The organism is Paraburkholderia sp. SOS3, assembly GCF_001922345.1.
GTDB lineage: Bacteria > Pseudomonadota > Gammaproteobacteria > Burkholderiales > Burkholderiaceae > Paraburkholderia.
The window spans coordinates 354261-380791 of sequence record NZ_CP018811.1; the positions used below are offsets into that span (position 1 = coordinate 354261).

Here is a 26531-nt window from a genome sequence, read left to right on the forward strand (position 1 = left end):
CGAAGGGCCGCTGCGCGCGGCCCTTCAGTCTTTTTTGAGCTGCAGCGCGCGCGCGTATAGCGCGTTACGCGGTGCGCCCGTAATGGCGGCCGCCATCTTTGCCGCACTGCTCACCGATACCTCTTCGAGCAAGATGCCGAGCAGCGTGTCGTGTTCATTTTCGCCTGCCGCTTGCGGCGCGGCGCCTTCCACCACGAGCACGAATTCGCCGCGTTGACGGTTCGCGTCTTCCGCGAGCCATGCTGGCCCTTCGGCCAGGGTGCAACCGTGCAGCGTCTCATGTAACTTCGTCAGCTCGCGTGCAATCAGCAGACGTCGCGCGCCGCCGAATGCATCGGCCAGTGCGTCGACGGTTTCGACGATTCGATGCGGCGCTTCGTAAAACACCATCGCATGCGGGTGCGCGGCCAATTGCTGAAGCTGCGCCGCGCGTTGCTTTGTTTTCGACGGCAGGAAGCCGAGAAACGAGAACGTCGCGACCCAGTCGCCGGCCGCGCTGAGTGCGGTCGCGAGCGCGCTTGCGCCAGGCAGCGGCACGATCGGCAGGTTCGCTTCGCGCACGGCATCGACGAGCTTCGCGCCCGGGTCCGAGATGCCGGGCGTGCCCGCGTCCGACACATATGCCACGCGCTCGCCCGCTTGCAGATGTTCGACGATGCGCAAGCCTGCGGCGCGCTCGTTGTGCTGATGCACGGCCATCAACGGTTTCGAAATGCCGTAGCGCGCGAGCAGTTGACCGGTGTTGCGCGTGTCTTCCGCGGCGATGCGATCGGCGAGTCCGAGCACGTGGAGCGCGCGCAGCGTGATGTCGGCGCTGTTGCCGATCGGCGTGGCGACCACGTATAGCGCGCCCTGCGGATAGTGCTGCTGTTGCGCGAGTTCGGAGAGAGAGGTCATGAGACTGAAGACGCAGACTGACGGAAGGAGCACGCCATTGTGCCACCACGCCGATGGCGGGAAGGCGGCGGCCACGCGCGCGGGCGCCAAACGCATCGCGCGATCGAACGCGACCACGGCGAGCGTCGGCGCGAAGTTCGAAGCGCACGCGCTTGCCTATCTGCAGCGGCAGCGCTTGCGCTTTGTCGCGCGCAACGTGGTGTGCCGCGGCGGCGAGATCGATCTCGTGATGCGCGACAGGGACGGCACGCTGGTGTTCGTCGAAGTGAGGGCGCGCGCCCGGACGCGCTACGGCGGCGCGTCCGCGAGTGTCGGCCGGCATAAGCGCGAGCGGCTCGTGCGTGCCGCGCAGTTCTACCTCGCGCGGCATCCGCACGAAGCTGCCGCGTGCCGTTTCGACGTGGTCGCGTTCGAAGCGGGGCGTCTTGTCTGGTTGCGCGATGCGTTTCGCGCAGACGATAGCTGAACTGCGCAACTGCAATCGTCAATCGTATGACGCGGGCGGCATGCGCCGCGCCCGAAGGCATTTGCTGCGCGCGAGGTGTTGAGCTGCGCGATAGGCCTCGCGAGTACGTTAAACTTGCGCCACGCGCATCGGGTATCGAACGCCGCGCCGCGAAAGCGGTCTGATGCTCGCAAGCGCAGGGTGCTCGACAATCTGCGCGCGAGGCGAATTCGCGATCGCAACGCGCTTCGCCGTATGGGGTCCCGCGCGATGCTCGACGCCCGCCCGATGCACGGTGCCAAGAGACGCGCAGTACAGAACGCGCAGTACAAGATAGAGAGTCGATGTCAGTCGAACGTATTCAACAGCACTTCCGCGACAGCGCGGCAGTGAACCTTGCCGCGGTGGACACCCTCGCGCTGCCGATTGCCGCCGCGGTCGACACGATGTTCGGCGCGCTTGCGAACGGCAATCGTATTCTCGCGTGCGGCAACGGCGGCTCGGCCGCTGCTGCTCAGCATTTCGCGGCCGGACTGATCGGCCGCTTCGAACGCGAACGGCCGGGAGTTCCGGCCGTTGCGTTGACAACCGACACATCGGTGCTCACGGCGCTCGCCAGCAATTACGCGTACGACGAGATCTTCGCGCGGCAGATTCGCGCGCTCGGCCAGCCCGGCGACGTGCTGCTCGCGATCACGACGTCCGGCAATCCGGCCAACGTGCTCGCGGCGATCGACGCCGCGCACGAGCGGGAGATGGTCGTGGTCGCGTTGACGGGCAGCGGCGGCGGGAACGCGAACGGCGTGCTGACCGACATCGATATCTCAATCTGCGTGCCGTCGGAACAGACCGCGCGCATTCAGGAAGTGCATCTGCTGACCATCCACTGTCTGTGCGACGGCATCGATGCGATGTTGCTGGGCGAAGAATGACTTCGAAGGAGAGCTAGTTGATGAGCGCATATCGCGTGAAAAGTACGCTTGTGAGGACCACGCTCGTGGTGGGGCTGGTTGCGGGCCTTGCCGCGACGCTGCAAGGCTGCGTGCTGGCAGTCGGGGCCGCCGCGGGCGGCGGCGCGCTCGTCGCGACGGACCGGCGCACGCTGGGCGCGCAGACCGAAGACCGCGAAATCCAGGTGAAGGCGATCTCGCAGATCAATGACGCTCTCGGCGACGGGTCGCACGTCAACGTGGCGGTCTTCAACCGGCGCGTGCTGCTGACCGGCGAAGTGCCTGACGAAGCATCGAAGCAGAAGGCGGCGACGATCGTGCGCGGCATCAATAACGTGCATGCGCTCGTCAACGAGCTGACCATCGGCCAGCCCATCGATTTCTCTGCGCGCACGAACGATACGTATCTCGAAGGGCGCGTGAAGACTGCGCTGATCGCCGAGAAGGATCTGTCGGCGAACAATTTCAAGGTGGTGGCGGAGGGCGGGGCGGTCTATCTGATGGGCCTCGTGACGCCGGACGAAGGCGCGCAGGGTGCGAATGTCGCGAGCCGCGTGCCGGGGGTGAGCCAGGTCGTCAAGGTGTTCCAGTACATCGAGCCTTCGGAAGCGGTGGCTGCGGCGGCCGCGGCGGCATCGGCGCCGAGCGCGTCGTCGCCCGAGGCGGCGGCAGCGCCCGAGGGCGTGACGACGGGGGCGGTGCCCGATGCGTCGGTGACGTCGAAGCCGCTTGATCAGCAGCCGCCGGCGCCGGTGTCGAATTCGAATGTGCAGCCGGGTAGTTCGCAGGTGGTGAAGTGAGGCGTCTGGGAAGCTTGGGGGGCGTTATTGAGGCGATGCAGCGTGCGGTGGTCGTGAGTGTGAAGACTGGGGCGCGTGCTGTAGTTGCTGGGTCGACGCTGATGGTGTTGACGGCGGCGGGCGCGGCGCACGCGGCTGAAACGCCGCGCGGTCTGCAGATCGCGCAGCGCAATGCATGCCTTGGCTGCCACGCGATCGATCGTAAGCTCGTCGGTCCGTCGTTCCAGCAGGTTGCGAGCCGCTACAAAGGCAACACGCAGGCGCAAACGATGCTCGAACATAAGGTGAAAGACGGCGGCTCCGGCGTGTGGGGGGCGATTCCAATGCCCGCCCATCCGGCGATGAGCGATGACGATATTCGTACCGTCGTCGATTGGGTGCTGGCCGGGGCTCCTTTGAAATGAAGGTTCCGGCCGTGGTCATTCTAAAAAAGCTTGTGCTAGAATTGCGCGACTCGTTGGGGCGGTAGCTCAGCTGGGAGAGCGTCGCGTTCGCAATGCGAAGGTCGTGAGTTCGATCCTCATCCGCTCCACCAAGAATTTCCTTTAAAACCGGTCACTTAGGCCGGTTTTTTCTTGCCGTTTCACTGTATTAGCCTCGGTCTTTTTTGGTCCAATCGGGTCTATTGATGTCCCGGATTTGTCCCGTTTGAGACGCGTTGCCGTGGCAAGCGGTGTCCCACGTGTCGTCGACCATAGTGACTCTGCCTTGACTCATCTAGTCAGACCAAAGACAATCCAGCTCGTAGTTATCCTGTACCCATGTGCCTTGACTTGGATCGGGAGATCCAAGGCCCACGTTGGCAAGCGCCGCCTGCGGGGGTTAACGACATGCAAACCGGCTATTACGGACGGAGCCGGAGCGACAGCGAGACAACGCACGCGTGCATGTCGAGGGACCGACAGAGGGCCACTCGGCCCGCCACTGGTACAACGCTTCTGCGTCTAGGCCGTTGGCTGGCGCGCACGTTCGGTAGCTCGCACGCTTTTGGCGTGTGGGCCGCCGGAGTTCGCCCATGTCAACAAAATTTCCCGTCGAACTGCTGACGCTCGGTCAGCTGTGTCTTCTTCTTCACAGAAAGCCCGCAACAGTCTATTCAGACATTGCAGCGAAACGCTTCGATCGTTTGCCGCCGATCGTGCGATTGCCCGGCCAACGGAAGTTGTTCTGGCGCAAGCAGGACGTGCATGACTGGATTGATCGACACGTTCAACCAGCAGTGGCGGCTACCGTTGATGTCCTCAGATCCCGCAAAGCGGCGTCGAAGGCCGACGGAGCAGCCGAGCCACAGGAATCACGTCGAAGCGGACGACCGACGAAACAAGAGCAGCTTAAACGTCGGGCAGCCGCGCGGGAGGGCCGATGAACTCCCCGGATGAGCAGACCTTGCCCCTGGTCCACGGGAGTGTTCGTCCTCGTCTTTCTCATCGTCAACAGATGAGCGCCGTTGTCGACCACGCGACGTGTCGCGAGCGAGCGGCGGCCGCGCCGATGAAATCTGCGGCTGATGCTATCTTCGCGAATCGGCCTGAGATCGTCCAGCGGGCCGCAGCACAAGAAGCGAAGCAGGCCGCGCAGCAAGCAAAGCTGGACGCGACTTTAGCTGAGAGTGTTGCCAACCAACAGCTTTCGCTCCCGTTCTGGCCGGCGAAGTGCCGCGCACTGCCGAACGAAATTTTCAGATCAGCTCTCTTCAACGCACGGAATAAGAGCAAGACACGCGAGCATCTGAAAAATTGTGAAATCTACGTCATAGGTGACGGTCGGATCACCTACACGGGAGAGGAGCTGCGGCAGGATGATGAGACGGTATGGCTTCAACTGATTCAGCTCGCGAAATCCCAGCCGCTTGGCGGAACAGTGAAGTTCACTGCGCGCTCTTTTCTCGTCGCGATCGAATGGCCGGTCAAAAGCCAAAGCTATACCCGTTTGCGCGACTGCCTCACGCGAATGCAAGCCACGTCCTTGCAAGTGATAGGAAAGCGCCTCGACAGCAGCGACGAAATAAGCGAGGAAAACGGCAAGGCGATGTCGATGATCCCCGCATTCGAGTGGCGTGACCCGCACACCGGTGCCGCACTCAAACAGTATCGGGTGCAATTGGCCCCGCAACTGGTCGACCTGTACGGCGGAAAGGGCTATTTCACCCGAGTTGAGTGGGCGCAGCGGCTCGATCTACCGCCTGGACTCGCAACATGGCTACACGGCTACTTTGCCAGCCATGAAGCGCCGTTTCCGATCAAGCTGGGGACCATCAAGGCGGGGGCGGGGCTGACAACCTCGACACAGAAACATCTGCGCGAACTCGTCAAAACCGCCTTGGACGAGCTCAAACGGGTCAAGTTTTTAAGAGACTGGTCTTGGGGTCCGGACGATCTCGTCAAGGTCGAGCGCCTAAGTCGGGACCAGCACCAAGTTTCGCCGCGTGACCTTTGACCGACCGACGTGTGACCTTTGGCCGACCGGGCATGACTCTTGACCGACTGGCGTGTGACCTTTGGCCGGCCGGACCATGACCTTTGACCGACCCTTGATCTCGTCAGACGACCTCTGGAAAAGGCTCGGCGGCCGCTTTCTCCAACCTCTAACCGTTTACTAACATCTCTTTAACCGTAAACCGTTAACGTGCTGTGGAAAAGCTATGGATAACTTATCGGTCAATTCCGCGCTGGCTTGCCTCGTCGCATCATGGGGAAAAAACAAGTGCGCGCCTTCGGCGCGTGGTGAGTCCCAGACGAAACACAGCTGGTCCGCAACCGCCCAGCCGGATTGCCCGGCCCTATGGGCCGGTCGGCACTCTCCCACCGCCCTGCGGGCGGCGGTGCCCGTGTGCCTCAATCCGGGCTCGTGGCACTCGCGATCCCGAATCATCGATCAACGGCTTGGGCTTGCAGAGAGGGGCCCATGGTCGGCAGACCTTCTCGCTAGGGCAAGCCGCATTGCGGCGCGTCAGGCCGAAGGCAACGGTCGCGGGGAGCCGGTGGGCGGGTGCAGCACGCCGGCTCCCAAGCCGGCGCTGTCCACACCCTTGTGGTGTGGGCAGTGCTCCCGTCCACGGGCGGGCGCGAGATCGACGACTGTCTCCGCACATCGGCGGGTTCTCGGCCTGACCTAATGGGACGGGCGGCCGGTGGCGTTGAAGATGGTGCGCTCCAAGCCAAGGCGCGACCACATAACCTCAGCCGATGGGCGGAGAGAAGGGAAGACATTCGATCGTCGAATGTGTGTGGTTCCCGCAGCGCACCAGTTGCACGAGCAAACGGGTGCACTGCGGGGTGGTGACATATGCGCGGCGCGCTCGTCCGATCCCCAGCTTCTTGCCAGCTCCTTCTCTGCCCGCGCTCTTTTCATACTTGCCCCACACGGCCGTGCAGTGCTTGTTGCTACGCAAAAAAAGAAATCTCTTCACAAATTTGTGAAAACATGTACAATTCTGTTATCTACAAAGACGGGTCACGTCCATGAGGAGCTGCCATGAAACTTACACCGTTTGGCGAAGCGGTTCGCCACCTTCGGATGCGGCATGACGCATCGCTGAAGTCGATGGCGGAGGCGATGGGTATCAGTTCTTCGTATCTGAGCGGTATTGAATATGGCGAACGAAGGCTGTCGCAGAAGCACATTGACGGAGCGTTGGCGTTCTTCAGCGACAAGGCGAGCCCGGCTGAGCTGGAGAAGATACGCGAAGCAGCCGAGCAATCGAAGGACTTTGTAGCATTGGAAAGCTTGTCGCCCGATGCGCGTGGACTGGTTGCTGCTTTTGCGCGCCGCTTACAGGAAGGCGGAGTGCCGACACCCGAAATTCAAGACTGGATCGAAAAGAAATCGAGGCGCAAATGACGACACTTGGAAACGCATCGCGCGGCGCCCGCACCCCTTCGGGAATGAAGGTCGCGCCGATGAGCTACGAAAAGTTGGAAAGCGTTGCCGACGACCTACGTCCGCTCCTACCGAAGCTGAACGGACGGGGCCGGTCTGGCGAAGCGATCGATTGCCTGCGCGTGCTTGAGACAACTCTGCCGAAGGCACGCTTTAACTATATGTACGTTGAAGTTGACGAGCTGCAAGATTGCGCGGCGTTCACTATCCCGGAGCGAAACATCGTGGTGCTGCGAGAGGACGTCTATGAGGGCCTGTTTGACGACTCTCCGTTTTCACGCAGCACTGTGATCCACGAACTGTCTCACATCGTTCTGCGTCATGCCGTTACCCTTCACCGGGGTGCAATTTTGGGGCAGCACAAGTTCTACGAGGATTCGGAGTGGCAGGCGAAGGCACTGACGGCAGCGGTGATGATGCCAATTGAAGTCTGCCGCGCAGCGCGATCGGCGCACGAGCTAGCTCAGATGTGTGGTACGAGTGCCCAAGCGGCAGGTTACCGCATTGAAAGCCTTGCCAAACGCGGCTTGATCGAACAACCAAGGGAACAAGGGCTATTCGACAACGAGATTTGATATGAGATAACGGGAAAAGATAAGGGCCGCGAGCGCTGCGAACGCTCAAGACCCTCTTGGGAAAATGCTGCGCTCAATTGATCCCATGAGCAATGCATCTTGACTGCTTGGTTGTAGCGACCTGCATGATAGTCACACATTAAGTGATTGTCAAACGTCAAGTTCGATGCTGGGATCGCCCTTGTGGAGCCAAACATGCCCAAGAGCGACAACGATGAGCAGGTCATCTACCGGATGACCATCACGGTCAAGGGACGAGTAATTCGTCGTCCCAATGGCCAACCGTTCCGGATCGTCCTGCGTAACAAGAAACAGAAGTAAGACGACCGTCCTGCGGCCCCGAGTCTTCAACTCGGGCGCCGCAGGTTATCTGCGGGATATCGCGAGATGACCCATAGCTTTCCCAACATAATCGAGTACTTGAATGTTTCATTTTTCTATCGGAACCTTGACGCTGCTAGCCCCAGTCGCCGCAGTAGCCCTTTACCTCCTCGTTTTCATGCTTCGACGCATCGAAGCATGGCTACGCCGGAACGACCCGCCCCGTGAGCGGGTTGGCGTAATCTGTGTCCTTGTTGCTGCGCTGGGCTTCTTCATCGGCGGTGCAGCACAAGGCATGTGGGATAACAGCGCCGCCTGTCGCGCGACAGGACAAGCTCCGGGCGTTTGCCTCTTCTTCCCGCCTAGGGCATAACGCACAGAAGGCTGCGTCGGCGAGCGTCCGAGCGCTCGCCGGACGCTTTCCATGGCTGCCGGAACAGCGGTCGCTTAACGCATGCTTCAGCGAGGCGGCGACCGGCTCGTTTCCGTTGTATTGAGAACGGTCACCGAGCGAAACGCCGTCATACTTTTGGCAAGGCTGCCAAAAACAAATCAAACACGAAGCCTGGTCAAAGGTCCATCGCTGGACCGAGGTAATCAACGGTGCAACACGCGTAGCAGTACCAGACATAACAGCGCTTATGTCAGATTACGACGCACCATCGTCATAAACATAACGTTGTACATGGTCGCCAGTTGCAACGTCTGGCCAAGCCTACTCGCGGGAACTACTACAGGCGCCGACGCGTGACCCGGCTGACGGCATTTGGAGGCGAGGTTATCTGGTCGCGCTAATCGCCTCGCGTCGAGCAAGGGATCTACCGTCGAGAAGATGGTTATAGCGGGATCGACTGATAACACCTGTTATGCCGGATCGCCAGGCGGCAGTAGCCCAAGCTGCTTGGCCGTGGTGGTTGGCAAGCGCAGAAGCACCGTGCCCGCCTTTGTCCATGCGCTGTCGATCATTATTACGTCGGCTAGCACGCCTTCCAGTTCGAGATAGACGACGTCGTCTTTCTCGAAGGCTTCCGCATAAAGATGCCAGGACGGCTCCCCGGCCTCGCCGTGGTGATATTTGATTGATGCCTTGGTGCTCATAGGATGACCGTCGCTGTAAGGGTGACGATTGCCAGTGTAGCGGGGGCCGGGCGCACAACCGACCGACAAGTTTCGTTTTTATCGATCTGCGTGGCGTATGTTGGCGTCGCCAAGTGCGGCGATGCGCCCAAGTCACGGCCGCCCGCTCGCAACTGCGCAACAGAACCCGCCAGAAGCTCAGCGTTAGCCGGAGAGCGCAGCATGTGGGCCGTCTCCATCGAGTCCCGATAATGCTCAACGAGAATGTTCAGTATCTCCGACCTGTCGACTTCCTGCGTGCCGGGTTACTGGGTCATGATCGACCAGTGCGGACACTTCCACCAGCGCCGCACGATAGTCATCTTCAGTGTGCAGAGGTCGAATGTCCATTTTTGCCCCGAAGTGTCGCATGCACCGCAGTGTAGCGGTTCCGGCTTGGCCACAGTCGGCGTGAAAAAGGCGCATGCGAGGTGATTGTGCCGACATGGACGGGATGTTCATCGGCCTGTGCGCAACCGTGAGGTTATTTGGTCGCGCCTGCGCAGCGCGGGAGGTGAAATCAACACTTTCGAGGCTCCGGGAAGCCGGCGTATGCTTGCAAAAAAGGAGAACACGCCATGCCAGCCGACAAACTAGGCCGCTATATGCGGAGCCCCGAGTTTCTGAAGCGAGCCAATGAAGCCGTCGCTGAAGCTGTGCGCGATCTGGAGGCGCACGGTATCCGGCCTGTTTATCTCGATCGGAAGACAGGCCGGATTGTCGGCGGCAGCGATGACGCGTTGCGCGAAGATGGCGCTTGCGAGGGTCGCCGGCTTCCCGATATATTGAAACGTCACGTCAAATCGGAAAAGGCCGAGGAATGATCGACAATGGAGCCGCCCTCGGTAGGGCGTTTGCGTCTGAACGGAACGCGCAGGACTGGAAAGCCTATGCGAAGAAACTGGAGCAACAGCTTCTGGTTGCCCAAGCCAACCTTGCAGGCCATAAAGCGCTCAAAGAAATCGCGATCCGCGAACTGACGAAGGTCGCCCCGTCCCATTTCTTGACGGTTCAACAGAACAGGCAACGCTTGTTCGATGAGCAGTTCGACGCCGTGGTGTTCGGCGATCGGCGCACGGCATAGGTCGAACGGACGGCCAGCCAAGACGGGATACAGTTGCTATGCGTTGTCTCGACCACCGATGTCCGCGGGTGATTTGGGAGGGCTGTCGGGACTCCCTCTTCCAAATGCAGAGGGCACTTGGCTGCGTGCAGTGCTGCCCCCTTGGCCGACGCCTGTTCCGAACAAACGGTTCACACGGTCTTCCAGTTCGGGCATCCGCGACGCCATTTGCCCGCCAACCCAGGAGAACACTTGGTCGGGCACGATATGGATGAGGCTGAACGTGTTGTTGCACAGCGTTTGGCACATACCGACGTAAAGGACGATGTAGCCGATGATGCTCACGACGCCGGTCGTGGAGTCATATTGGGCGTTCGCCATAGCAACGCCGAACATAGAATTCAGCAGCGTTCCAAGCACCACGATCCCCGCTGCTGCCAGTACGAAGCCGATTTCCATGAAGACCGGCCGAAACATGACGTTCAACAGGAAGATGTAGCCGTGCGTCGGCCTTTGTCCCAACCCTTCCCCTTCGCCATCGAGGTGCGTCATTGCCCAAAGTGGTGACGCGACCATCGACTCACCGACGACGGCGTACCACGACACGACTCCGCTAAACCAGATTATGAACGGCAGCATCGGAATATAGACCGACAGCATCGCGCCGAAGAAGAACATCGTGATGAGCATAACGACTAAGAACGGACCGAGCGCTTTCAGGGCACCGCTAGCGGCGCTTGATACGACGTCCGAGAGGCCAAAAGTGGCGACGGACATTGCAGTCGACACGAGCTTCCCGGCGGTGGTCTCCTTGGCCGCTGCTAGGCCTTCCAGCGCGATGTATCCGGCAAGTGCGGTCCACCCGGCATCAAGGATGTAGTCGCCGAGGTTCTTCATGCCGATGAGCGGATTGGTCGCGCCTCCCTGTGCCTGGCCGGAGTTCAAATTGACCACCCGCCTGATCCAGCCTTGGCCGTCGAAGATCTTCCCGAGGATGCTCTTCGCGTCGGTCATGCCCGTAATCCCGCTTCCCGACAGGTTGGCGGGACCTTGCGAAGTCGTCACCGATGCGTCCTGCTGGTTCTGCTGCGCATAGGTCGCGACGACCTTCCGATATACCTGTGGGTATGGCATGTTATCGGGATCGGTGCCCGGCACAGCGGTTGCCGTCGCGTTCGCGAGGCTCGTGAGCTGCGAGTTGGCCTGCGCGAACGTTTGGTACCACGCGCCCATCATGATCCAACCATCGCGTTGAAGGTTCGACTGGATGACGCTTGCGAGCTGACTGATGCCACTCGATGAGTCTGCGATCGCCTTCGTGATCGTGGCTTGGTATTGCAGCGCTGCTTGGTTGATGGCGTTCGCAGGGGCGGCGGGCAGAGCCTGCCCGTTGATAGCAGACACATAGGTCTGCGCGGCAGCGGCCAACGTTGATTGCATTGACGTGAGCGCGCTCTGGTGCGCGGCAAGCAGTTGCGAATATGCCAGGTTCGGATCGTTCGCATAAACGGCCATGCCGTCGTATTGCGGGATCGACGGCGGGGCCGCAATGTCGATTTCCGCTCCACCGCAGGAAAGGCCGCGCTGGTTCATCAAGACAATCTTCGTGCCGGTCGCGAACGGGGCGAAGCTTTCCGCGGGATCGACCGACACGCCTGTGTCGTTTGGCATGTTCGCGATTGCCGTATTTGCGGCCTGCGCACACAGATTTGCTTCGAAAAGCGCTTTTGCCAAGGTAGTTGCTTGCGGCGCGGCAGGGGTCGCGATCATCGAGCCGCCACTGTTGAGCACGGCTACGGCTGTGTCGAGCGACAGGTTGGCTATACCCACGCCGGCCATCGTTCCCCAAAGCATCGCCATCTGCGCGCCACAGTACCCGCCAAAGATCGGCACCAGACCCGAGAAGCCGACGCCTAGGCGGATGATGAACCAAGGCGAGGACTTCTTCTGTCCCATGAACTCACCGTCCTGTCCGGTTGCGATCATCGCGGAGCCAAAATGATACATGGCCCAAATTGTACCGACCGCAAGCATGCACGAGTTCAGCACGAGAAACAGTTGCGCAATCACGCCGCCCGAGCCGCCACCGGCTGCAAGCGGGTTGTGTACGATCGATCCGTAAACCAGCTCGAGCAGCGACATCGACTTGTCGCCGCTTCGGTTTGCGGCGTTCTGGATTTCTCCGATCGTCACGGATGATTGAGCAAATGATGTTGCCGACATGAGCGTGATCGATGCTGCTGCTGCGGTCCGCTTGACCTTATCGATTGAAACGACTTGGCGGAGGTAGCGGCCAGCATGCGCCAAACAACGGCCACTGAGGTCTTTGTTCAATTCCTTTCGGCTCATCATTGGATCTCCCTCGCCACTGCGTTTTCGAGCGCTTTGTATGCTTGTTTCAAGAGGAACCACCAGAAAAAGACGACCAACGCGATGGCCATAGCGACACCGAGCCAGTTCATCCAATTCATTGGGTCGTCGTCGTGGCTGCGCGCCCACCACAGCGAGGCGGGGACGAAGCAATGCACGAAGACGCAAATCTGAAGGATCAGGCAAGCGTCCTTGAACTGCTCATGAGTGAGCCCTCCACGTGCGCGGCGACGGCGCAAGACGCGCGGAAATGCCGCGAACACGCGGAATACATCGTTGATAGTTCGCGCCATCGCATCACCTCGCGTTCGTTGTGCGCACGCGCTGTAGCTGCGTTTCGATTGCGATGCGATCCGTTCCGCGCTCATTGGCTGCGAGCAGTTGCCCCAACAGCACATTCGCTTGCCGCTGCAACTCGACGTGCTCGTGCGTCTGGTCGGCCAGGAAAGCCGTTGTGAACAGCAGTTCCCGCATGAGCTTGGTAGGGTCGGCGATCGCACCAAACTCGATTTGCCAATAAGGGTTACGCCAACGGCGGCCGGCCTCGAAATCTTCGAGTTCGGCGAGACTCATCGTGCCGGTGCTCTTGGCGACGCTCGATGCGGTCGCGTTGAAATACTGCGCGGCGGCGTCCGACTGCTTGAGGTCCTGAATCAGTTGGTCGCTGCCTTTGAACGGTTGTCGTGAGGAAATCAGGTCATTGATCGGCTTGATCGCGCTCGACATGTTGGCTTGGTAAGCCTTCTGCATCGCGATATACAGCTTGCCTGTTTCGGTCCCTGCCTCGGCCTTGTTGATACTCTCGGGCGGTTGCGGGTCGATTGACATGCGCGCGTAGGCGCGTGCCGCGTCCTGTTGCTGCTGCGTGAACGTCAGATCGGCGCTTTTTCCTGGCATCCCCGCGCCAATGAGAACGGTGTCCACGTCCGCATCGGCGTCGGGCATCGTGGAAGGCTTGCAGCCCGGATAGCCAAGCTGCAACTCCAGAGGCGTGCAGTAGTTATCGGCGTGGATGCTCGCCGAAGCGCGACGTGATGCCTCCACAGACGGGGCCGGGGAGTTCAGCGCCTTGTCGAGTGGCGTATAGCCGACGTGTGAGCCACCCGGACGCAGCGACGAAGAGGCCGAGGCCGCGCCGCGAACAGCCTGCAAGGCGTAGTTGCTTGATGACGTGGCGCACGGGTCGAGCGGCAACTCTGTTTCGCGGGCAACCTGATCCATTTCCTGCTGCCGCTGGACTTCGAGCGCCATTTCGCGCTGCGAGTCGGACGCCTGCGTAACGGCGTTCGAGACCTTCGTGCCAATGCCCGCAATATCGGTGTCAATCTCGTTGAATAGCGTCGTGAACGATGTACCGAGCGCCTGGATGATGTTGCCGAGCGTCAGTGCCGATTGCTCGACGGCGCTCACCACGCACCCGTCGCACACGGCATAGGCGCTGCTGGTCGAAAGCATGGTCGAGCCGGCCAGCGCAGCGCATAGGACAGTTTTTCTCAACTTCATAGTGGCTTCTCAGTGGCAGGCTGAAAGCAGACGCATCGCGGTCGGCGCAGACACGAACGTTTCGAGCACCCCTGCCTTCATGGCAAGGGCCTTGCCTTCGTTCAGGTACTGCCGCACCGTCGTTTGACGGTAGACGGATACCCCGTTCATGCAGTCACACACCGTCACGACACGATCCATAGCCGTGTCGTCATGGGCGTTGAGTTGCGCGATTACTTCCGCGTGGTGAGCATCGGCCGCAGCCTGAGCGGCTGCGATCACATCAGAAACGCCCTGCTGGTCGGCAAAGGCCGACGCCGACGCGGCAACGAGCAGGCATGCGCAAATGACTCTTCTCATGTCAGCGCCCCCGCGTGTAGACCACGGCTCGGCGCATATCCAAAAGGCCAAATAGATACCCGCGCTCTTCGGTGCCGGGTTCCGTTTCCTCGATGAGGCTTTCGAGCCGATCGAGCGGCATATGAAACGGATCGCTCAACTCGAACGCGATTGATAATTCGCTGTCGCTCGAAAGGGAAGACAGGGGGTGACTTGCTAGAATGCTATTAGCCATTGCGGAGCCTCTCGTACAGGTGACGTGGTGGTTAGGTGCGACGGCCGGTGCCAGCCGATCGTCGCACCACTTTTTTAAGGTTTTCTAATTAAAGATAATCAATTATCACCCTTTCAGATAATCGGACAATAGGCGGGTTGCGCTATAGTTCAATGTCGGCCAATTTTTTTTCTGTCCGTTGTGAAATTGCCGAAGTTCCCCTGTTGTTAGATGCAAGGTCGACTCACGAGAGGCATCCTGTCCGCCACCGCAAAACTTAGGCGGAGGGCAAAGTGGGCTGACGTATGCATGCAGCCAAAACGCCTGATATCAGCGAAATGAGAGTTGATGAATGCGCACAAGTGCTCTTCGTCAACTATCCGTTCCGGGGCGTTGATCGCCGGACGGGTGCTTGCATTTGCGCAGTCGGTTTTGCGGTTTGGACTTGCCTGAATTCAGACCAAGCGCTGCGGCGCGGCGCATAGTGTCGGCGCGCAGTGCGGATCGATCGATGGCCGAGGAGAGCGGCAACCTCCTCTGCGGACGCGATAGCCTTCGCGTTCGCCGAAAATTGATGGCGAGCGGAGTAGAGCGCGTATGTTCGCTTGGCGTCGCTAGGCCACAGAGCGGCGCACGTTCGGCGAATTGCTTGCGTGCATCCCTTCTGAATCACGGAATACTCGAGCCCGCGAGCGAGAAGCTCTCGGAGTGACTCGAGGTGAGCGCGGACTACTGGGAAGTCATCGACGTTAACGGGGACCACTCGGCTTATGCCAATCGCTCGGCCGTTGGTAGCTTTTGCGTTCAGGACGTTGAGAGTCCTGCCGTCTTCGGACAGTTGTGCGTTTTCCCATTCGCAAGGACGCAACCCCGTCGCGAGTCCCGCCATTATCCAAAGTGCGGCGCGTTTCGAATAATCGCTAGCGCGGGCTGGATTGGCGAGGTTTGCTACCAGCAGATCGTAGTCGCGCTTGGGAATGCCTTTTCGTTTGCGCGATGACGTGTGACCGGGTTCGCGGTTCGACCGACAATCGGCGCACGGAAGGCTGCGGATCTCTTCTGCAGTCTCCTGGAACAGCGGATCTCGGTTTCGCTCGAATTCGATCTCGTATCTGCAAACGAGGCTGGCTTGGTACTGCCGAAAAGTCGCCCACTTCCAGTCTTTGGCGCGCCGCTTCATATAGGCAACGACATCGCTTGGTGCCGGATAGGCATCCTCAGGTAACTCCAATTCTTCTGCAATCCGACATAAGAGGCCATGGGCGCGCGCCAGGTATGCAGCGATGGTCGGCTTCGTCCGGGTTTGATTTCTGGCTGTTTGACGTGGGTCCTTCATGATGTGGATCCGGCTTCCCTTTCGGTGGCAGTTGGTGAGTGGTCGGCTTGGCGTGATCGAGAAGTTGCGGTTTCAAGGCTATCAGTTTTCGAATGAATTTTGCGTGCTGCCCGATCGTATTCTGGCTGCTTCGGGATTCGTTACACGGTGAGGTATCACGTAGCGGCTATATTTCATATAGCCGCGTTACAGCTTCACTTGCAGTGAGCTGTAACGACCATTAGGTGTCTAAAGGGCTTCAGATACCGAGTGAGATCGAATCCCGCAATAGTCGGCTTTCCTCTATATCTTGGTTCACGTCCAGATGCTGCGGTCGCGATGACGGGTAACTTGAAAAGGTGTAGACCGCGCATACCTGGATGCGTCGAAGTTGCGTCGTTTGACTTTGCTCCCAAGACTCGGCCGCTGGATCGTGTGAAAACGACGCAAACTTGCGTCGTTTGGCACTATCGGATTTCTGCCGGATGTGTGCGACGACGGAAAGTGCGTCAAATTTGCGTCGTTTTTGATCGTTCGGAGGGGCTCGGCGTGAAAGGCGGGGCATCTAGGACTCGCCGGAAGAGGGCGCACGCACGGGTAACGCCTGGCGCTGGTTTGGCAGGGGTGCCAAGAAAGCGACTGCGATTGCGGTAGAGTCCGAGTGCGATACACGTCGATTGATACCGACGGACCCACGATAAATCGGGCTGACCGCAGCGAGTACCAAGATCACCGAGTCCGTTCCACCCTGCGGCGGGTCGAAGGGGAGGTACCCGCTAGGGCTCGTGGTCGGGCGCGCGTGTACTGAAGTCAATACTGACGATCTTAGCGGACCGACCAAACGGCACGGTGAATGCGACGAAGCATCGTGCCAGGTGGCCTGAAGCGGCGAGAGTTAGCAACTCCTGAAAATGGCCCTCCGCCATATCGACGACTCCCTGCAATTCGGGATTGATCGATATGAATGCGCCAACTGTAGGCAGGTCGGTATTACCTATATCCGGCTTGTCTGTCGACGAGACTTGGATCAAGAACCGGGTCACTTCGCCCACCGGTTCAGTGAACTCCCCCTTCAACTGAATCGACGCGCGGCTTTCGCGCCTGGGAGGAACACCGCGAGGCCGTTCGGCACACTCCGATAGACTCGCGTGCCAACTCGTAACACGCCCGTACCGACTCAGCAGTTCGCGCTCACCGTGTTGATGCTTCCGACTGACCATGGCCTAGTATCCGGATCACCCTTGAACTAAGACATCGAATTCGGCCGACCGTGCGCCGACTTATGCAGTCCTCCGTCGTCGCGCCACAAGTGCTTTCGCGATAATCGCAACGTACGCAATTGATCGATCCACTGGATGCGGCCCGTCGGCTAAGGCCCGAATGTGTTCCCCGATAATCCTACTATCGAAATGAGAGTGGATGGCCTCGGTTGTAAGTAGGTCGAGATCGTCTAGGCTGTGAGCCGTGCCAGAGTTCGTTGTTGCGTTACCTTTCTCCTGCGCAAGCTTTATCTCGGGGCCGCTCGCATTTTCCACAGGTGCGTGTTTAGGCTCTCCACTCTGCGTCGAAGGACTGTCCGACACTTGTCCAAGTAGCTCCCCTTGTCGATGCGTTGCAGGCTGCCGCTCTGCGCCCGACAAGCGTCTCTTGACTAATGCTGTTTGCCCGAATTCGAATTTGATCCATTGATACCCATAGGCACCCTTTGAACTTGGGACATCGAGAGGCGGATCAATCGGAGTCGCCCTGCCGAGCGCCGCTACGATTAACGTGTCATCGTCAGTTGCGACAGCATCGAGCGCGCTCCTCGGCGGCTCCCAACCGAGCAAGCTAGGGTAACCAAATGACCCAACTGTCTTTCGACGAGAGATATCGAACAAACGCTGGGCGTCGCGGACTATCCAGTCCGCGTCTTGTGGCTGCTCTGGAGGCGGCTCCTGAGTTACGGCTCCGATGAGTGCCCCTGCCATAGTTCCAATTGAGTCGGTGTCCGTACCCAACGTGTTGACGATCTCGAACAGGATTTCGTCAGGCTTTCGATCGTTCAGGAGGATAGACATCGCCGACGCAGCCACCGCTGTCGCAGTACCGGACCCACGAGTCGAAGCATCGTCGAGCTTGAGGAGTTCCACTAGTTCGGCATACGGAGCGAGCGGAGCGCGTGACACCCAAGTGGTTGCCTGATCCACCTGTCGTTCGAGTTCGCGCACGACATCTTTATAGCCTTCGTCGACGGACTGTTTAGCTTCGTCCTCCCACCTAGGTAGCCAGAAATCCCTTAGATAGTTGTCTCGTCGAATGGTGGACGGAATATATCCAACGCACTCCACTGCCTCCGCGAGATCACTTGCGGAAAGCGGCGAGAGCCGAGTCATTGCACGTCCTAGGCAAGCCGCATGAAATACCGCTCCAGCGACGGCTCTCGGATGACCATGGGTGCATATTGCGTTCTTGACGACTTCTGCCAGATAGCTCGACGGAACTAAGGGCGATCGCGATGCCCAAACATGGGGCTGTATGCGCATAGCTGCGCCGTTACCACCACTCGTAACGTAGCTCAGCCCCTTTTCTTCATAGAAGTTTGCGAACCATTGCGTGTCACGCCGAGCGAGGTTGCTGGCCGCCGTCGTGGTAGCTCTGCCCGCACCGAGCGCATACGACAACCAGACGGGCAACTCCACCTTGGAGAATGCCTCGACGTCAAAGTGTCCGTCGCCTTGGATCGCTCTCGCTGTCGCTAACCTCAACTGAGTGTCATCCGAGTACGCACCCACCGGCAAGGGCGCCTCAATCCCGAAGCGGCCGCCAATGCGTCGCTTCCACGGACGCAAATTCATCACTGTATCCACACCGGTACGCCTGCGGACTAGGGAGCGATCGGCAAGTTCCGTCATGAAACCTAACGCGTCGCCGTAAGCGGCCCATAGGGCCGAGCACTGAATAGCTTCTATGATTTTGTCGGTCATGACGGCTGTTGAACAGCAATAAACTTGCTTGGGTCGAGAATCACAAGCAGATTGGGCTCGCCTACGGCGGCGAGAATCGCGTGCACCACGTTCTCCTCATCCTCTGTTCGGACGTAGATCGCCTTGAGATATTCTATCGACACCGCGCCAGGATAAAGCACTTCCGCTTGTGGACAGGTTGTCCACCCCATAGGGTGCGTCAGAGTGCGGCGAATCCGCTGTGAATAGCGCGCGGGGACCTCATCGGCGAACATCGCGTCGAATGCAGTCAGATCATCGCCGCGCCTGCACGCTGGATAGATGTTGTTCGTGGTCGTGAAATGAACACCGTTGTGTGTCATCAGGGCCGCGTCGAAGGAAAGGAGCACCCAGAAAACGTCGTTGTGCCATGCCTCAGATTGCTCGAAAAACGTATGATTGATCCTGCTTATCGAAAGGTTGACGTGATCGAGCCAAGCTGTGTCACGCCTAAACTTCGAATTTACCCGCAGGATGTACTCCAGGGTGAGTTCATCGCTAAGAGCTGATCTGGGGAGCAACTTCCCCGTCGACACGATTCCAATAAGACCCACGTTCGTCGTGAAGTGCACGAGGTCGGTGATCCCACGAGCTGCGATTCGGTCGGCAACTGTCATACTTTTTTCAGGGTGAATGTGCCCTGCTTCATAAGCTCAACAAGCTTCGGCCGGTTATCGGCTTTGTAGCCGATCGTCACCGTCTTTCGCGCACGCGTGATGCCCATTGCTACAAGCCGGCGCGCGCGTAGATACTCCTCATCCTCATCTTCTTGGCCGTGCGAGAAGCATTCATCGCTCAGTCCAAGCATAAAGACGTGATCGAACTCTAGCCCTTTCACCGAATGTATCGTGGACAGGGCAATGGCCTCGTCGCCGGGCGGCCATTCGTTCACTCGCGTCAGCTCGGCGAAGTCGAGCCCTGCGCCTTCAAGTGCTCCCCGAAGGTAGTCGAACCATCCGCCACCCTTTGCGTGCAAGAAGCCAACGGTCTCAGTGGCCAGATCGACCTCTGCATCAATGTACGCCAATGCCTGCGTGACTTGGGCACTGTAACGCCCTTCGAGGACGACCGGCAGCCGGCCATTCGCTGTAGCCTCCGTCGAAGACGGCAGCGTACCGTCTTCGTCGAGCCTCGTCCCGTGCAGCAATTGCGCCGCGAACACCGCAATCTCTTTTGAGTTGCGGTAGTTGCGACCGAGTGTCACAACGTTCTCCGGCCGAATTTCTAGTCCGACCTCGCGCCACGTAAAGCCCCGTGAGTAGATTCGCTGTGCCGTATCGAGGACGAACGCAGCATATGACGGCTGCGCGAGTTGACGGATGACCGCTCGAAGCTGGTTCGCAGAGAAGTCCTGCGTCTCGTCCGCGATAAGAATGTCGATAGATTCCGGCTCTTCCTCGCAGAGCATCAGTGCAACGTCGTTCCAATCAAGTCGCCGGGTAGACTTTTTGTAGCTGACGTACGGGGCGATCACGTCGTTCAAAATCTGCAGCCGCAGCTTCTCGTCAACTCGTGGTGCCGCGCCACGCCCTGTTCGATCAGCCTTGACATAGTCGGCGAGACTATCCGCCGGAAACCGACCCAGCAGGTACTGAACTTCCCCTGCGAGGAAAGAGGGATCAAGTTTAATCCCAGCCTTCAAAGCAGCGCGCACAACCCATGAAGCCTGGTCGCCATCGTTGATAACGTTGCTAGGATTGATCTTCGGCAACCTGTTCAATGCGTACTTCGACAAGGTCGTTACGGTCACATCCACGTCAGCTTCGCTGCCGCCCGCCGCGACCACCACATCATTCACGAATGCGGTAATGTAGGCCGCCAGTGTACGGTTGAACGTGAAGACGACAGCCCTGATCGGGGTATCGCGCTTCGATCGCTTCTTTTCTGAGAGGAGATACCCTAGCGCCATGCGTAGCATCAACATGGCGTGGGTGGTCTTGCCGCTGCCGGCCGCGCCTCGGACGATCCGGATTCCAGGCTTGGCCGACAGGATGAGCCTGAGCTGTTCAGGCGTCGGTTTTAGTACGGATAATGGTCTCATTGGTCTCTCGCTTTTTGTGATTCTGTCCTGCGAGCTGGAATTGTAAGGCCAATCGTCCAGACGCCTGAAAAGCCAAGTGCGGCGGGCTACGGGCAGCGGAGCAAAGTTGGGGGGCAGCTTTGGGGGCATCTCCGCGTTCTCGTTCGGGAGGCGGTTACCTGTATTGCGGTCGGGAGTTCGATCCTCGCGTTGAATCGGCCGATAAGTCCGCTGGAACTATTGGGTGGTGCTCGACTGATGCCAAGGGTCGACTTCTAATCAAGTTTTTTGGCGAGGTCTTCGGCTTTGGGGTGGTAATACCGCATCAGCATCTTCGTGTCGCGATGGCCTGTAATTTTCGCCAGCTCATGGAGGGGAAATTTCTCGGCAAGCCGAGAAGTGGCCTCATGCCGCAAGTCGTGAAAACATAAGTCGATCAGAAATTGGGGGTCGGGCGGCACGCCATTGTTGGCGCAATCCCCCTCATAAGTCTTACGTGCTCGTGCGACCGCTCTTTCGAAGGCCCGGGTCACTGCGTCGGCGCGAAGAGGGAAAAACAATTCACGCCCATCTTTGCTTAGCTCTTCAAAGACGGCAACCGCTTTGCTCGAGAGCGGAACGTCTCGCGCAGTGCCATTCTTCGTCATGGCGAGCCGAGCAACGCGCTTTGTTAAGTCAACTTGTGCTGGGCCGAGCGAGATCATCTCACTTCGTCGCATCGCTGTTTCGACTGCAATGTCGATGAGTGCTGGCAAGTAAGCAGACGCGGACGCTGCCTTTACGTAAGCAAGTTCGTCGGTCGACGTGCCCCTTTGTGTGTCTGGTTCGATGTTGGAAATTCGGCGGATGCGCTCATTCTTCACTGTCGGCTTGCGAACTAGCTCGACCGGGTTGGAAAGGCTTTCCAGTCCCCACTCCTTCCGCGCAATCGTGAATAGATGTGAAATGACCGCGAGGCGGCGTACAACGGTTGCGGGACTGTGCGTCTCGCACCATTCGTCGCGCAACTTCGCGATGTCGGCACGCCTTACTCCAGCGAGCGATCGCTTGGCCAGCCATGAGTCCCGCAACATGCGAATGATTGATTTCTCCTGTACTGCGCCCCGCTTGTTCGACGCAATCTCGCGCTCATAGCGGTCGAGTGCCTCTGTGAATGTCGTGCTTTCAGCCTCCGTGCTGCTGACGAAGCGACCGCGGTCCATCTCTCGTTCGATGGCACGTGCCCATTTCTCTGCATCAGCCCGGGTGTCAAACGTTTTTGACTGTTGGGGGTAGCCTTTCCGGCGTATCTTTGCTTGCCACTGAAGATCGCCGCGCTTGGTGAACGTTGCCATGGTCGCTGGGAGTGGATTGTCCCGCCAGTGTCCCAAAAATTCGAATATGGGTCAACAAGCCTTTAACACAGCGTGCGGCCTTCTGATTCGCAATGCGAAGGTCGGGAGTTCGATCCTCCTCCGCTCCACCAGAGAATTCCAAGGGTTACAGGTGATTTGCCTGTAACCCTTTTCATTTACGGGTGCTGTGTAACCAGCATGTAACCGGACTCGATCCGTCTGGAACCATCTCGATCTGCCCCTCTCAGCGGGCGGAGGGCGCCGGCGAGGGCGGGGGTGCCAACCCTGCGATGGCTTTGGTCAAAGTCATCGGCAATCCTGCGCGCCCAGTCCCGCCACTGCTCATAACCGTCTGTCACATAGCTTCCAGCCGATCGACGGTTGTCTAGGACGGAAAAGGTAGGCACGGATTAGCTCCGCTCGATGCCAGTCCTCGACTTCAGAAACAAGTGCTAGACGGCGGCGCGCTTCCTCGTCGGCCTTTTGCTGGATTTCTCGGTCCTTCACGTTCTGTTCGCGCCTCCTGTGCTCCGTCTCCTCGGTATCCCGCTTTCGTTGTGCTCGTTCAGCAACATTCGCTAGTGACCTTTTGGTGCTAATGGATGACTGCAGCCAGAATCTCCTTAAGTTGGCGGGAAAAGCGCTGAATCTACCGAAGTAGATGTTGAGATACCGATATAATTCAACGATTCTGGGGGAAGTCCGCCCGTCGCCGGCCAGTCTTGACAGCGATGGCTGTCCCCCATCACGAGCAAAGTCAAAAGTTGCACATATGGCCAACAACAACGAAGTCGCTTACACGGACACGCTTTGGAAATCGGCTGACGCCTTGCGCGGTCAAGTTGACGCCGCCGAGTACAAGCATGTCGTGCTTGGACTCCTGTTTCTCAAATATATCTCCGACTCTTTTGAGGCACGGCGCGAAGACCTCAAGGCCGAGCTGACGGCCGACGGAATCACGGGGGCTCAACAGGAGACGTTGCTCGAGAGCCGCGATGAATACACGGCTGAGCGCGTGTTTTGGGTGCCCCCGGAGGCACGCTGGGCTAGCCTTCAGAACCAAGCCGCCCGCCCGGACATCGCAACGCTTATCGACGACGCAATTCTTGTTATCGAACGCGATAACCCGAACCTTAAGAACAAGCTTCCACGCGACTATGCTCGCCGCGGGATCGAGCCGATCAAACTCAAGGGACTGATCGAACTCATCGCGGACATAGGCTTTAAGGGTGATCGCGCGAAGGCGCGTGACACCCTCGGCCGGGTATATGAATACTTTCTCGGGAAGTTCGCTCAGGCCGAGGGTAAGCTGGGTGGTGAATTTTTCACGCCACGCAGCGTTGTCCGGGTGCTCGTAGAAATGATCGAACCCTACGAGGGGCGGGTCTACGATCCTTGCTGCGGCTCAGGCGGTATGTTTGTGCAATCCGAAAGCTTCGTTGAAGCACATGGTGGCAACAAAACCGCCCTTTCCATTTTTGGTCAAGAATCGAATCCGACGACATGGCGGCTGGCCCACATGAACCTCGCCATTCGTTCAATTGAGGCCAACCTCGGTCCCCAACCTGCCGATACCTTTCTGCGAGATCTCCACCCGGATCTGAAGGCTGATTACATCCTTTCCAATCCGCCTTTCAACGTATCCGATTGGTCTGCCAAGCTACTACAGGACGACGTGCGCTGGCGCTACGGCGTACCGCCGGCAGGCAATGCGAACTACGCGTGGATTCAGCATTTTATTCATCATATTGCGCCGCCCAATGGACATGGTGGAGGCGTTGCCGGTTTCGTCATGGCCAACGGCTCGCTTTCCAGCAATATCGGTGGCGAAGGCGAAATCCGGCAGCGTATCGTTGAGGCGGACTTAGTAGATTGTATCGTTGCCTTACCTGGCCAATTGTTTTTTACAACTGGTATTCCCGTGTGTCTCTGGTTCGTGACCCGTGATAAGACCGGTCGGAATCTCAAATACGGTGGCCGTGATCGCAAGGGCGAAACGCTGTTTATTGACGCTCGTAAGCTGGGCACGTTGCAGTCCAAGACGCTGCGGGTGCTTAGTGGCTGCGAGGATGGGGAAACAACGTTGCCTGGTGGCTCGGGGGATCCTAATCGGGACACGGATATCGGCCGCATTGTTTACGCTTTCCGTCAATGGCGCGGTGAGCCGAAGCCTGATTGGTGGGGCGACGAGACCCACGGCCCGTGGAACTATCGAGACGTCCCTGGTTTCTGCAAGGCTGCCAACTTGGAGGACATTAAGAAGCACGGCTTCGTCCTGTCCCCGGGGCGCTATGTTGGTGCGGAGGCGCAAGAAGAGGATAGTGAGCCGTTTGTGGAGAAATACCCGCGACTACTTGCAGAACTGGAGGAGTGTTTCGCCGAAGGGGAAAGGTTGACAGCGGTAGTGCGTGAAACGCTGGGGAGATTGCGGGATGGCGAGTGAGAAAGTGGACAATTTTTTGAGCGATGTTTATGAATTTCGATCTGGATTATCAAAATCCGGATCTGAATTCGGTTCAGGGTATCCATTTCTCACTTTTAAGGACGTTTTCTACAATTTGTTCGTTCCGGATGAGCTTGGCGATTTGGTCAACTCAACGGATGCGGAGCGTATCGCCTGCGATATCCGACGAGGGGACGTTTTCCTCACCCGAACAAGCGAAACAATGGACGAACTCGGTATGAGCTGCGTGGCTCTCCGAGACGTTCCGTTCGCGACATTTAATGGATTTTCGAAACGATTGCGGCCCAAACCGGGGAGCAATATCGTGCCGGAATATGCTGGCTACTTCTTTCGCGGCCCGCAATTTAGGCGTGATGTCACGGCAATGTCCTCTCTCTCTACGAGAGCGAGTTTGAACAATGACATGCTTTCTAGGCTGCGAATTTCGTTGCCAAGCATGGAAGTGCAAGCTGCTATTGGTAATGCACTGAAAAATCTCGATGACAAAGTTGCTCATAACCGGAGGATTACGCGCTTATTGGATTATTTCGCTCGAGCGATTTTTCGTGCTTGGTTTGTCGACTTTGAGCCAGTAAAAATCAAGGCTGCCGGCGGAAATTCGTTTCCTTCCATGCCGCCATCCGTCTTCGATGCGCTCTCAACTCGCCTCATTGATTCGGAATTTGGACCGGTACCGGAAGGGTGGGAAGCGAAGCCTTTGAACCAAGTGGCCCACCTTACGATGGGGCAGTCACCATCTTCTGAGTTTTATAACTTGGATGGTGATGGATTGCCGTTCCATCAAGGCGTTTCAGATTACGGATTTCGCTTTCCGACACACCGTGTTTATTGCACGACTGACGGAAGACTTGCAGAACCACGTGACATTCTTCTTTCTGTACGTGCGCCTGTGGGGCGTATCAACGTCGCGGATCGCCGTCTTGTCCTTGGCCGTGGTTTGGCGGGCTTGCGGCATCGCAATGCTCATCAGACGTTCTTGTTTTATCAGCTCGCACATGTTTTTGCGGAAGAAGATGCGATTGGAGATGGAACGATTTTTAAATCTGTTACGAAGCAATTTCTCTCCAATATGCCGTTCCTTGTGCCCACTGAAAATATCGAGAAGGCATTTGAGGACCTGGTGCGACCATTTGACGAATTGGTCGCGACCAAGGAGGCGGAAACTTGTAATCTTTTGATTCTTCGTGATTATCTGCTGCCCCGACTTTTGAATGGAAATGTGCGTGTAGAGGCTGCTCATGGCTGATTCCATTACGGCACATTTTCGCTTTCAGATGACCGGGGCTCGTGCTGCTTTGGCAGAAGGCCCGATCGCAGAGGCGATTGAGCAGCAGATCACAGCGATCGAGAACACGTTGGAGAGCGTACCCGACTTTGCATTTGATCTCTCCAAAACACTAGTGGAGTCGGTTTGTAAGACTGTCCTCGCGGACATCGGTCAGCCGGCCGATCCTAACTGGGACGCGCCGAAGTTGTTACGCGAGACAACGAATCGGCTATCCCTTCTTCCGCGCAACCATCCAGATCCGCAAAAAGCGCGCGAGTCAGTAGAAAAGACCATTCGTGGACTGTTGCAAACCATCCAGGGGTTGTGCGAACTTCGAAACAACTACGGGCTGGCGTCGCATGGACGAGATACCTTTACTGCTCGACTTGACTTGCGGCAAGCCACACTTGCTGCCCAGGCCGCTGACACTATCGTCTCGTTTCTATACCGCATTCACCGGGATGCGCTGGTCCAAGCGCCCGGGGTACGTGTGTACTACGAGGATCACACGGACTTCAACGACGCCTTTGATCGTACTTATGAAGTTGTCAAATTCGGCGAGCTGGAGCTGCTGCCGAGTCGTGTGCTGTTCCATGCTGACCGTGAAGCATACAAGACGGCATTGAACGAATTTCTTGAGCGTGAAGGAATGAACGGCGGGGACGATGCCAACGCAAATGGGGCATTGGAATGACT

Annotated in this window: 25 protein-coding genes and 1 tRNA gene; 15 read left to right on the forward strand and 11 right to left on the reverse strand. The window is 58.3% G+C overall.

What is annotated here, in order from left to right; translation table 11 throughout:
* Positions 1-24: 24 nt before the first annotated feature.
* Positions 25-897 (reverse strand): 16S rRNA (cytidine(1402)-2'-O)-methyltransferase, encoded by an 873-nt coding sequence (gene rsmI, locus BTO02_RS01585; protein WP_075155527.1) that lies wholly within the window; start codon positions 895-897, stop codon positions 25-27.
* Between rsmI and BTO02_RS01590 the strand changes: the two genes are divergently transcribed.
* From BTO02_RS01590 to BTO02_RS35365, 10 genes are all read left to right on the forward strand, one after another.
* On the forward strand, positions 896-1363 hold the full coding sequence (locus tag BTO02_RS01590; RefSeq protein ID WP_075155528.1) for a YraN family protein: 468 nt from the start codon (positions 896-898) through the stop codon (positions 1361-1363). The genes rsmI and BTO02_RS01590 overlap by 2 nt on opposite strands.
* 323 nt (positions 1364-1686) lie before the next feature.
* The gene (locus BTO02_RS01595; RefSeq protein WP_075155529.1) at positions 1687-2274 is read left to right on the forward strand and encodes a phosphoheptose isomerase; all 588 of its coding nucleotides are present in this window, start codon (positions 1687-1689) and stop codon (positions 2272-2274) included.
* Between the two features lie 20 nt (positions 2275-2294).
* The gene (locus BTO02_RS01600) at positions 2295-3092 is read left to right on the forward strand and encodes a BON domain-containing protein (RefSeq protein ID WP_075155530.1); all 798 of its coding nucleotides are present in this window, start codon (positions 2295-2297) and stop codon (positions 3090-3092) included.
* A gap of 35 nt (positions 3093-3127) precedes the next feature.
* Complete coding sequence (locus tag BTO02_RS01605; protein WP_156883866.1) at positions 3128-3496, forward strand: c-type cytochrome; 369 nt, start codon at positions 3128-3130, stop codon at positions 3494-3496.
* Positions 3497-3551: 55 nt separating this feature from the next.
* Positions 3552-3627 (forward strand) — tRNA-Ala (locus BTO02_RS01610).
* A gap of 480 nt (positions 3628-4107) precedes the next feature.
* Complete coding sequence (locus BTO02_RS01615) at positions 4108-4458, forward strand: hypothetical protein (protein ID WP_075155532.1); 351 nt, start codon at positions 4108-4110, stop codon at positions 4456-4458.
* The gene (trfA, locus tag BTO02_RS01620) at positions 4455-5528 is read left to right on the forward strand and encodes a plasmid replication initiator TrfA (protein ID WP_083614943.1); all 1074 of its coding nucleotides are present in this window, start codon (positions 4455-4457) and stop codon (positions 5526-5528) included. The genes BTO02_RS01615 and trfA overlap by 4 nt, the downstream gene beginning before the upstream one ends.
* A 1038-nt stretch (positions 5529-6566) precedes the next feature.
* Positions 6567-6932 (forward strand): helix-turn-helix domain-containing protein, encoded by a 366-nt coding sequence (locus BTO02_RS01625; protein WP_083614944.1) that lies wholly within the window; start codon positions 6567-6569, stop codon positions 6930-6932.
* Positions 6929-7546, forward strand: coding sequence for an ImmA/IrrE family metallo-endopeptidase (locus tag BTO02_RS01630; RefSeq protein WP_232243421.1), 618 nt, complete (start codon positions 6929-6931; stop codon positions 7544-7546). Before BTO02_RS01625 ends, BTO02_RS01630 begins: the two co-directional genes overlap by 4 nt.
* Before the next feature lie 195 nt (positions 7547-7741).
* Positions 7742-7867, forward strand: coding sequence for a hypothetical protein (locus BTO02_RS35365; protein ID WP_269667984.1), 126 nt, complete (start codon positions 7742-7744; stop codon positions 7865-7867).
* Positions 7868-8731: 864 nt separating this feature from the next.
* On the opposite strand, the gene BTO02_RS01640 is transcribed toward BTO02_RS35365, so the two are convergent.
* Entirely contained in the window at positions 8732-8965 is a 234-nt protein-coding gene (locus BTO02_RS01640; protein WP_075155535.1) for a hypothetical protein, read from the reverse strand.
* Between the two features lie 596 nt (positions 8966-9561).
* Between BTO02_RS01640 and BTO02_RS01645 the strand changes: the two genes are divergently transcribed.
* Both BTO02_RS01645 and BTO02_RS01650 read left to right on the forward strand, forming a co-directional pair.
* Positions 9562-9807, forward strand: coding sequence for a hypothetical protein (locus BTO02_RS01645; protein WP_075155536.1), 246 nt, complete (start codon positions 9562-9564; stop codon positions 9805-9807).
* The gene (locus BTO02_RS01650; RefSeq protein WP_075155537.1) at positions 9804-10067 is read left to right on the forward strand and encodes a hypothetical protein; all 264 of its coding nucleotides are present in this window, start codon (positions 9804-9806) and stop codon (positions 10065-10067) included. Before BTO02_RS01645 ends, BTO02_RS01650 begins: the two co-directional genes overlap by 4 nt.
* Before the next feature lie 36 nt (positions 10068-10103).
* Here the strand turns inward: BTO02_RS01650 and BTO02_RS01655 are convergent, their stop codons facing one another.
* The 9 genes from BTO02_RS01655 to BTO02_RS01705 all read right to left on the reverse strand — a co-directional run bounded on the left by BTO02_RS01655 (position 10104) and on the right by BTO02_RS01705 (position 22104).
* A complete protein-coding gene (locus BTO02_RS01655) occupies positions 10104-12398 on the reverse strand; it encodes a DotA/TraY family protein (RefSeq protein ID WP_232243422.1) in 2295 nt (764 codons plus the stop codon).
* On the reverse strand, positions 12395-12709 hold the full coding sequence (locus BTO02_RS01660) for a hypothetical protein (RefSeq protein WP_075155538.1): 315 nt from the start codon (positions 12707-12709) through the stop codon (positions 12395-12397). The genes BTO02_RS01655 and BTO02_RS01660 overlap by 4 nt, the downstream gene beginning before the upstream one ends.
* Before the next feature lie 4 nt (positions 12710-12713).
* Positions 12714-13919, reverse strand: coding sequence for a conjugal transfer protein TraW (gene traW / locus BTO02_RS01665; protein ID WP_156883729.1), 1206 nt, complete (start codon positions 13917-13919; stop codon positions 12714-12716).
* A 9-nt stretch (positions 13920-13928) separates the two neighbouring features.
* Positions 13929-14258, reverse strand: coding sequence for a hypothetical protein (locus BTO02_RS01670; RefSeq protein WP_075155540.1), 330 nt, complete (start codon positions 14256-14258; stop codon positions 13929-13931).
* A gap of 1 nt (position 14259) precedes the next feature.
* Entirely contained in the window at positions 14260-14472 is a 213-nt protein-coding gene (locus BTO02_RS01675) for a hypothetical protein (protein WP_075155541.1), read from the reverse strand.
* Between the two features lie 2574 nt (positions 14473-17046).
* Positions 17047-18732, reverse strand: a complete 1686-nt coding sequence (locus BTO02_RS01690; protein ID WP_075155542.1) for an ADP-ribosylglycohydrolase family protein — start codon at positions 18730-18732, stop codon at positions 17047-17049.
* The gene (locus tag BTO02_RS01695) at positions 18729-19367 is read right to left on the reverse strand and encodes a DarT ssDNA thymidine ADP-ribosyltransferase family protein (RefSeq protein WP_075155543.1); all 639 of its coding nucleotides are present in this window, start codon (positions 19365-19367) and stop codon (positions 18729-18731) included. The genes BTO02_RS01690 and BTO02_RS01695 overlap by 4 nt, the downstream gene beginning before the upstream one ends.
* A complete protein-coding gene (locus BTO02_RS01700) occupies positions 19364-20791 on the reverse strand; it encodes a 3'-5' exonuclease (RefSeq protein ID WP_075155544.1) in 1428 nt (475 codons plus the stop codon). Before BTO02_RS01700 ends, BTO02_RS01695 begins: the two co-directional genes overlap by 4 nt.
* Positions 20792-21045: 254 nt before the next feature.
* Positions 21046-22104: a tyrosine-type recombinase/integrase gene (locus BTO02_RS01705; RefSeq protein ID WP_075155545.1), complete on the reverse strand. Its 1059-nt coding sequence runs from the start codon at positions 22102-22104 to the stop codon at positions 21046-21048.
* A gap of 772 nt (positions 22105-22876) precedes the next feature.
* On the opposite strand from BTO02_RS01705, the gene BTO02_RS01710 reads away from it, so the two are divergent.
* The 3 genes from BTO02_RS01710 to BTO02_RS01720 are packed head-to-tail and all read left to right on the forward strand — an operon-like array spanning position 22877 to position 26529.
* Positions 22877-24547 carry a type I restriction-modification system subunit M gene (locus BTO02_RS01710; protein ID WP_075155546.1) on the forward strand — a complete coding sequence of 557 codons (1671 nt, stop codon included), beginning with the start codon at positions 22877-22879 and terminating at the stop codon, positions 24545-24547.
* Positions 24537-25814 carry a restriction endonuclease subunit S gene (locus BTO02_RS01715; protein WP_075155547.1) on the forward strand — a complete coding sequence of 426 codons (1278 nt, stop codon included), beginning with the start codon at positions 24537-24539 and terminating at the stop codon, positions 25812-25814. Before BTO02_RS01710 ends, BTO02_RS01715 begins: the two co-directional genes overlap by 11 nt.
* Entirely contained in the window at positions 25807-26529 is a 723-nt protein-coding gene (locus tag BTO02_RS01720; RefSeq protein WP_075155548.1) for an abortive infection family protein, read from the forward strand. The genes BTO02_RS01715 and BTO02_RS01720 overlap by 8 nt, the downstream gene beginning before the upstream one ends.
* Positions 26530-26531: the final 2 nt, after the last annotated feature.

Excerpts from the sequence above, each read along its gene's own strand:
- BTO02_RS01650 (WP_075155537.1), top strand. The coding sequence starts at position 9,804 with ATGATCGACAATGGAGCCGCCCTCGGTAGGGCGTTTGCGTCTGAACGG.
- BTO02_RS01675 (WP_075155541.1), bottom strand. The coding sequence starts at position 14,472 with ATGGCTAATAGCATTCTAGCAAGTCACCCCCTGTCTTCCCTTTCGAGC.
- BTO02_RS01690 (WP_075155542.1), bottom strand. The coding sequence starts at position 18,732 with ATGACCGACAAAATCATAGAAGCTATTCAGTGCTCGGCCCTATGGGCC.
- BTO02_RS01720 (WP_075155548.1), top strand. The coding sequence starts at position 25,807 with ATGGCTGATTCCATTACGGCACATTTTCGCTTTCAGATGACCGGGGCT.
- trfA (WP_083614943.1), top strand. The coding sequence starts at position 4,455 with ATGAACTCCCCGGATGAGCAGACCTTGCCCCTGGTCCACGGGAGTGTT.
- BTO02_RS01695 (WP_075155543.1), bottom strand. The coding sequence starts at position 19,367 with ATGACAGTTGCCGACCGAATCGCAGCTCGTGGGATCACCGACCTCGTG.
- BTO02_RS01625 (WP_083614944.1), top strand. The coding sequence starts at position 6,567 with ATGAAACTTACACCGTTTGGCGAAGCGGTTCGCCACCTTCGGATGCGG.
- BTO02_RS01615 (WP_075155532.1), top strand. The coding sequence starts at position 4,108 with ATGTCAACAAAATTTCCCGTCGAACTGCTGACGCTCGGTCAGCTGTGT.
- BTO02_RS01590 (WP_075155528.1), top strand. The coding sequence starts at position 896 with ATGAGACTGAAGACGCAGACTGACGGAAGGAGCACGCCATTGTGCCAC.
- traW (WP_156883729.1), bottom strand. The coding sequence starts at position 13,919 with ATGAAGTTGAGAAAAACTGTCCTATGCGCTGCGCTGGCCGGCTCGACC.
- BTO02_RS35365 (WP_269667984.1), top strand. The coding sequence starts at position 7,742 with ATGCCCAAGAGCGACAACGATGAGCAGGTCATCTACCGGATGACCATC.
- BTO02_RS01705 (WP_075155545.1), bottom strand. The coding sequence starts at position 22,104 with ATGGCAACGTTCACCAAGCGCGGCGATCTTCAGTGGCAAGCAAAGATA.
- BTO02_RS01600 (WP_075155530.1), top strand. The coding sequence starts at position 2,295 with ATGAGCGCATATCGCGTGAAAAGTACGCTTGTGAGGACCACGCTCGTG.
- rsmI (WP_075155527.1), bottom strand. The coding sequence starts at position 897 with ATGACCTCTCTCTCCGAACTCGCGCAACAGCAGCACTATCCGCAGGGC.
- BTO02_RS01645 (WP_075155536.1), top strand. The coding sequence starts at position 9,562 with ATGCCAGCCGACAAACTAGGCCGCTATATGCGGAGCCCCGAGTTTCTG.
- BTO02_RS01700 (WP_075155544.1), bottom strand. The coding sequence starts at position 20,791 with ATGAGACCATTATCCGTACTAAAACCGACGCCTGAACAGCTCAGGCTC.
- BTO02_RS01660 (WP_075155538.1), bottom strand. The coding sequence starts at position 12,709 with ATGGCGCGAACTATCAACGATGTATTCCGCGTGTTCGCGGCATTTCCG.
- BTO02_RS01640 (WP_075155535.1), bottom strand. The coding sequence starts at position 8,965 with ATGAGCACCAAGGCATCAATCAAATATCACCACGGCGAGGCCGGGGAG.
- BTO02_RS01655 (WP_232243422.1), bottom strand. The coding sequence starts at position 12,398 with ATGATGAGCCGAAAGGAATTGAACAAAGACCTCAGTGGCCGTTGTTTG.
- BTO02_RS01710 (WP_075155546.1), top strand. The coding sequence starts at position 22,877 with ATGGCCAACAACAACGAAGTCGCTTACACGGACACGCTTTGGAAATCG.
- BTO02_RS01670 (WP_075155540.1), bottom strand. The coding sequence starts at position 14,258 with ATGAGAAGAGTCATTTGCGCATGCCTGCTCGTTGCCGCGTCGGCGTCG.
- BTO02_RS01595 (WP_075155529.1), top strand. The coding sequence starts at position 1,687 with ATGTCAGTCGAACGTATTCAACAGCACTTCCGCGACAGCGCGGCAGTG.
- BTO02_RS01630 (WP_232243421.1), top strand. The coding sequence starts at position 6,929 with ATGACGACACTTGGAAACGCATCGCGCGGCGCCCGCACCCCTTCGGGA.
- BTO02_RS01715 (WP_075155547.1), top strand. The coding sequence starts at position 24,537 with ATGGCGAGTGAGAAAGTGGACAATTTTTTGAGCGATGTTTATGAATTT.
- BTO02_RS01605 (WP_156883866.1), top strand. The coding sequence starts at position 3,128 with ATGCAGCGTGCGGTGGTCGTGAGTGTGAAGACTGGGGCGCGTGCTGTA.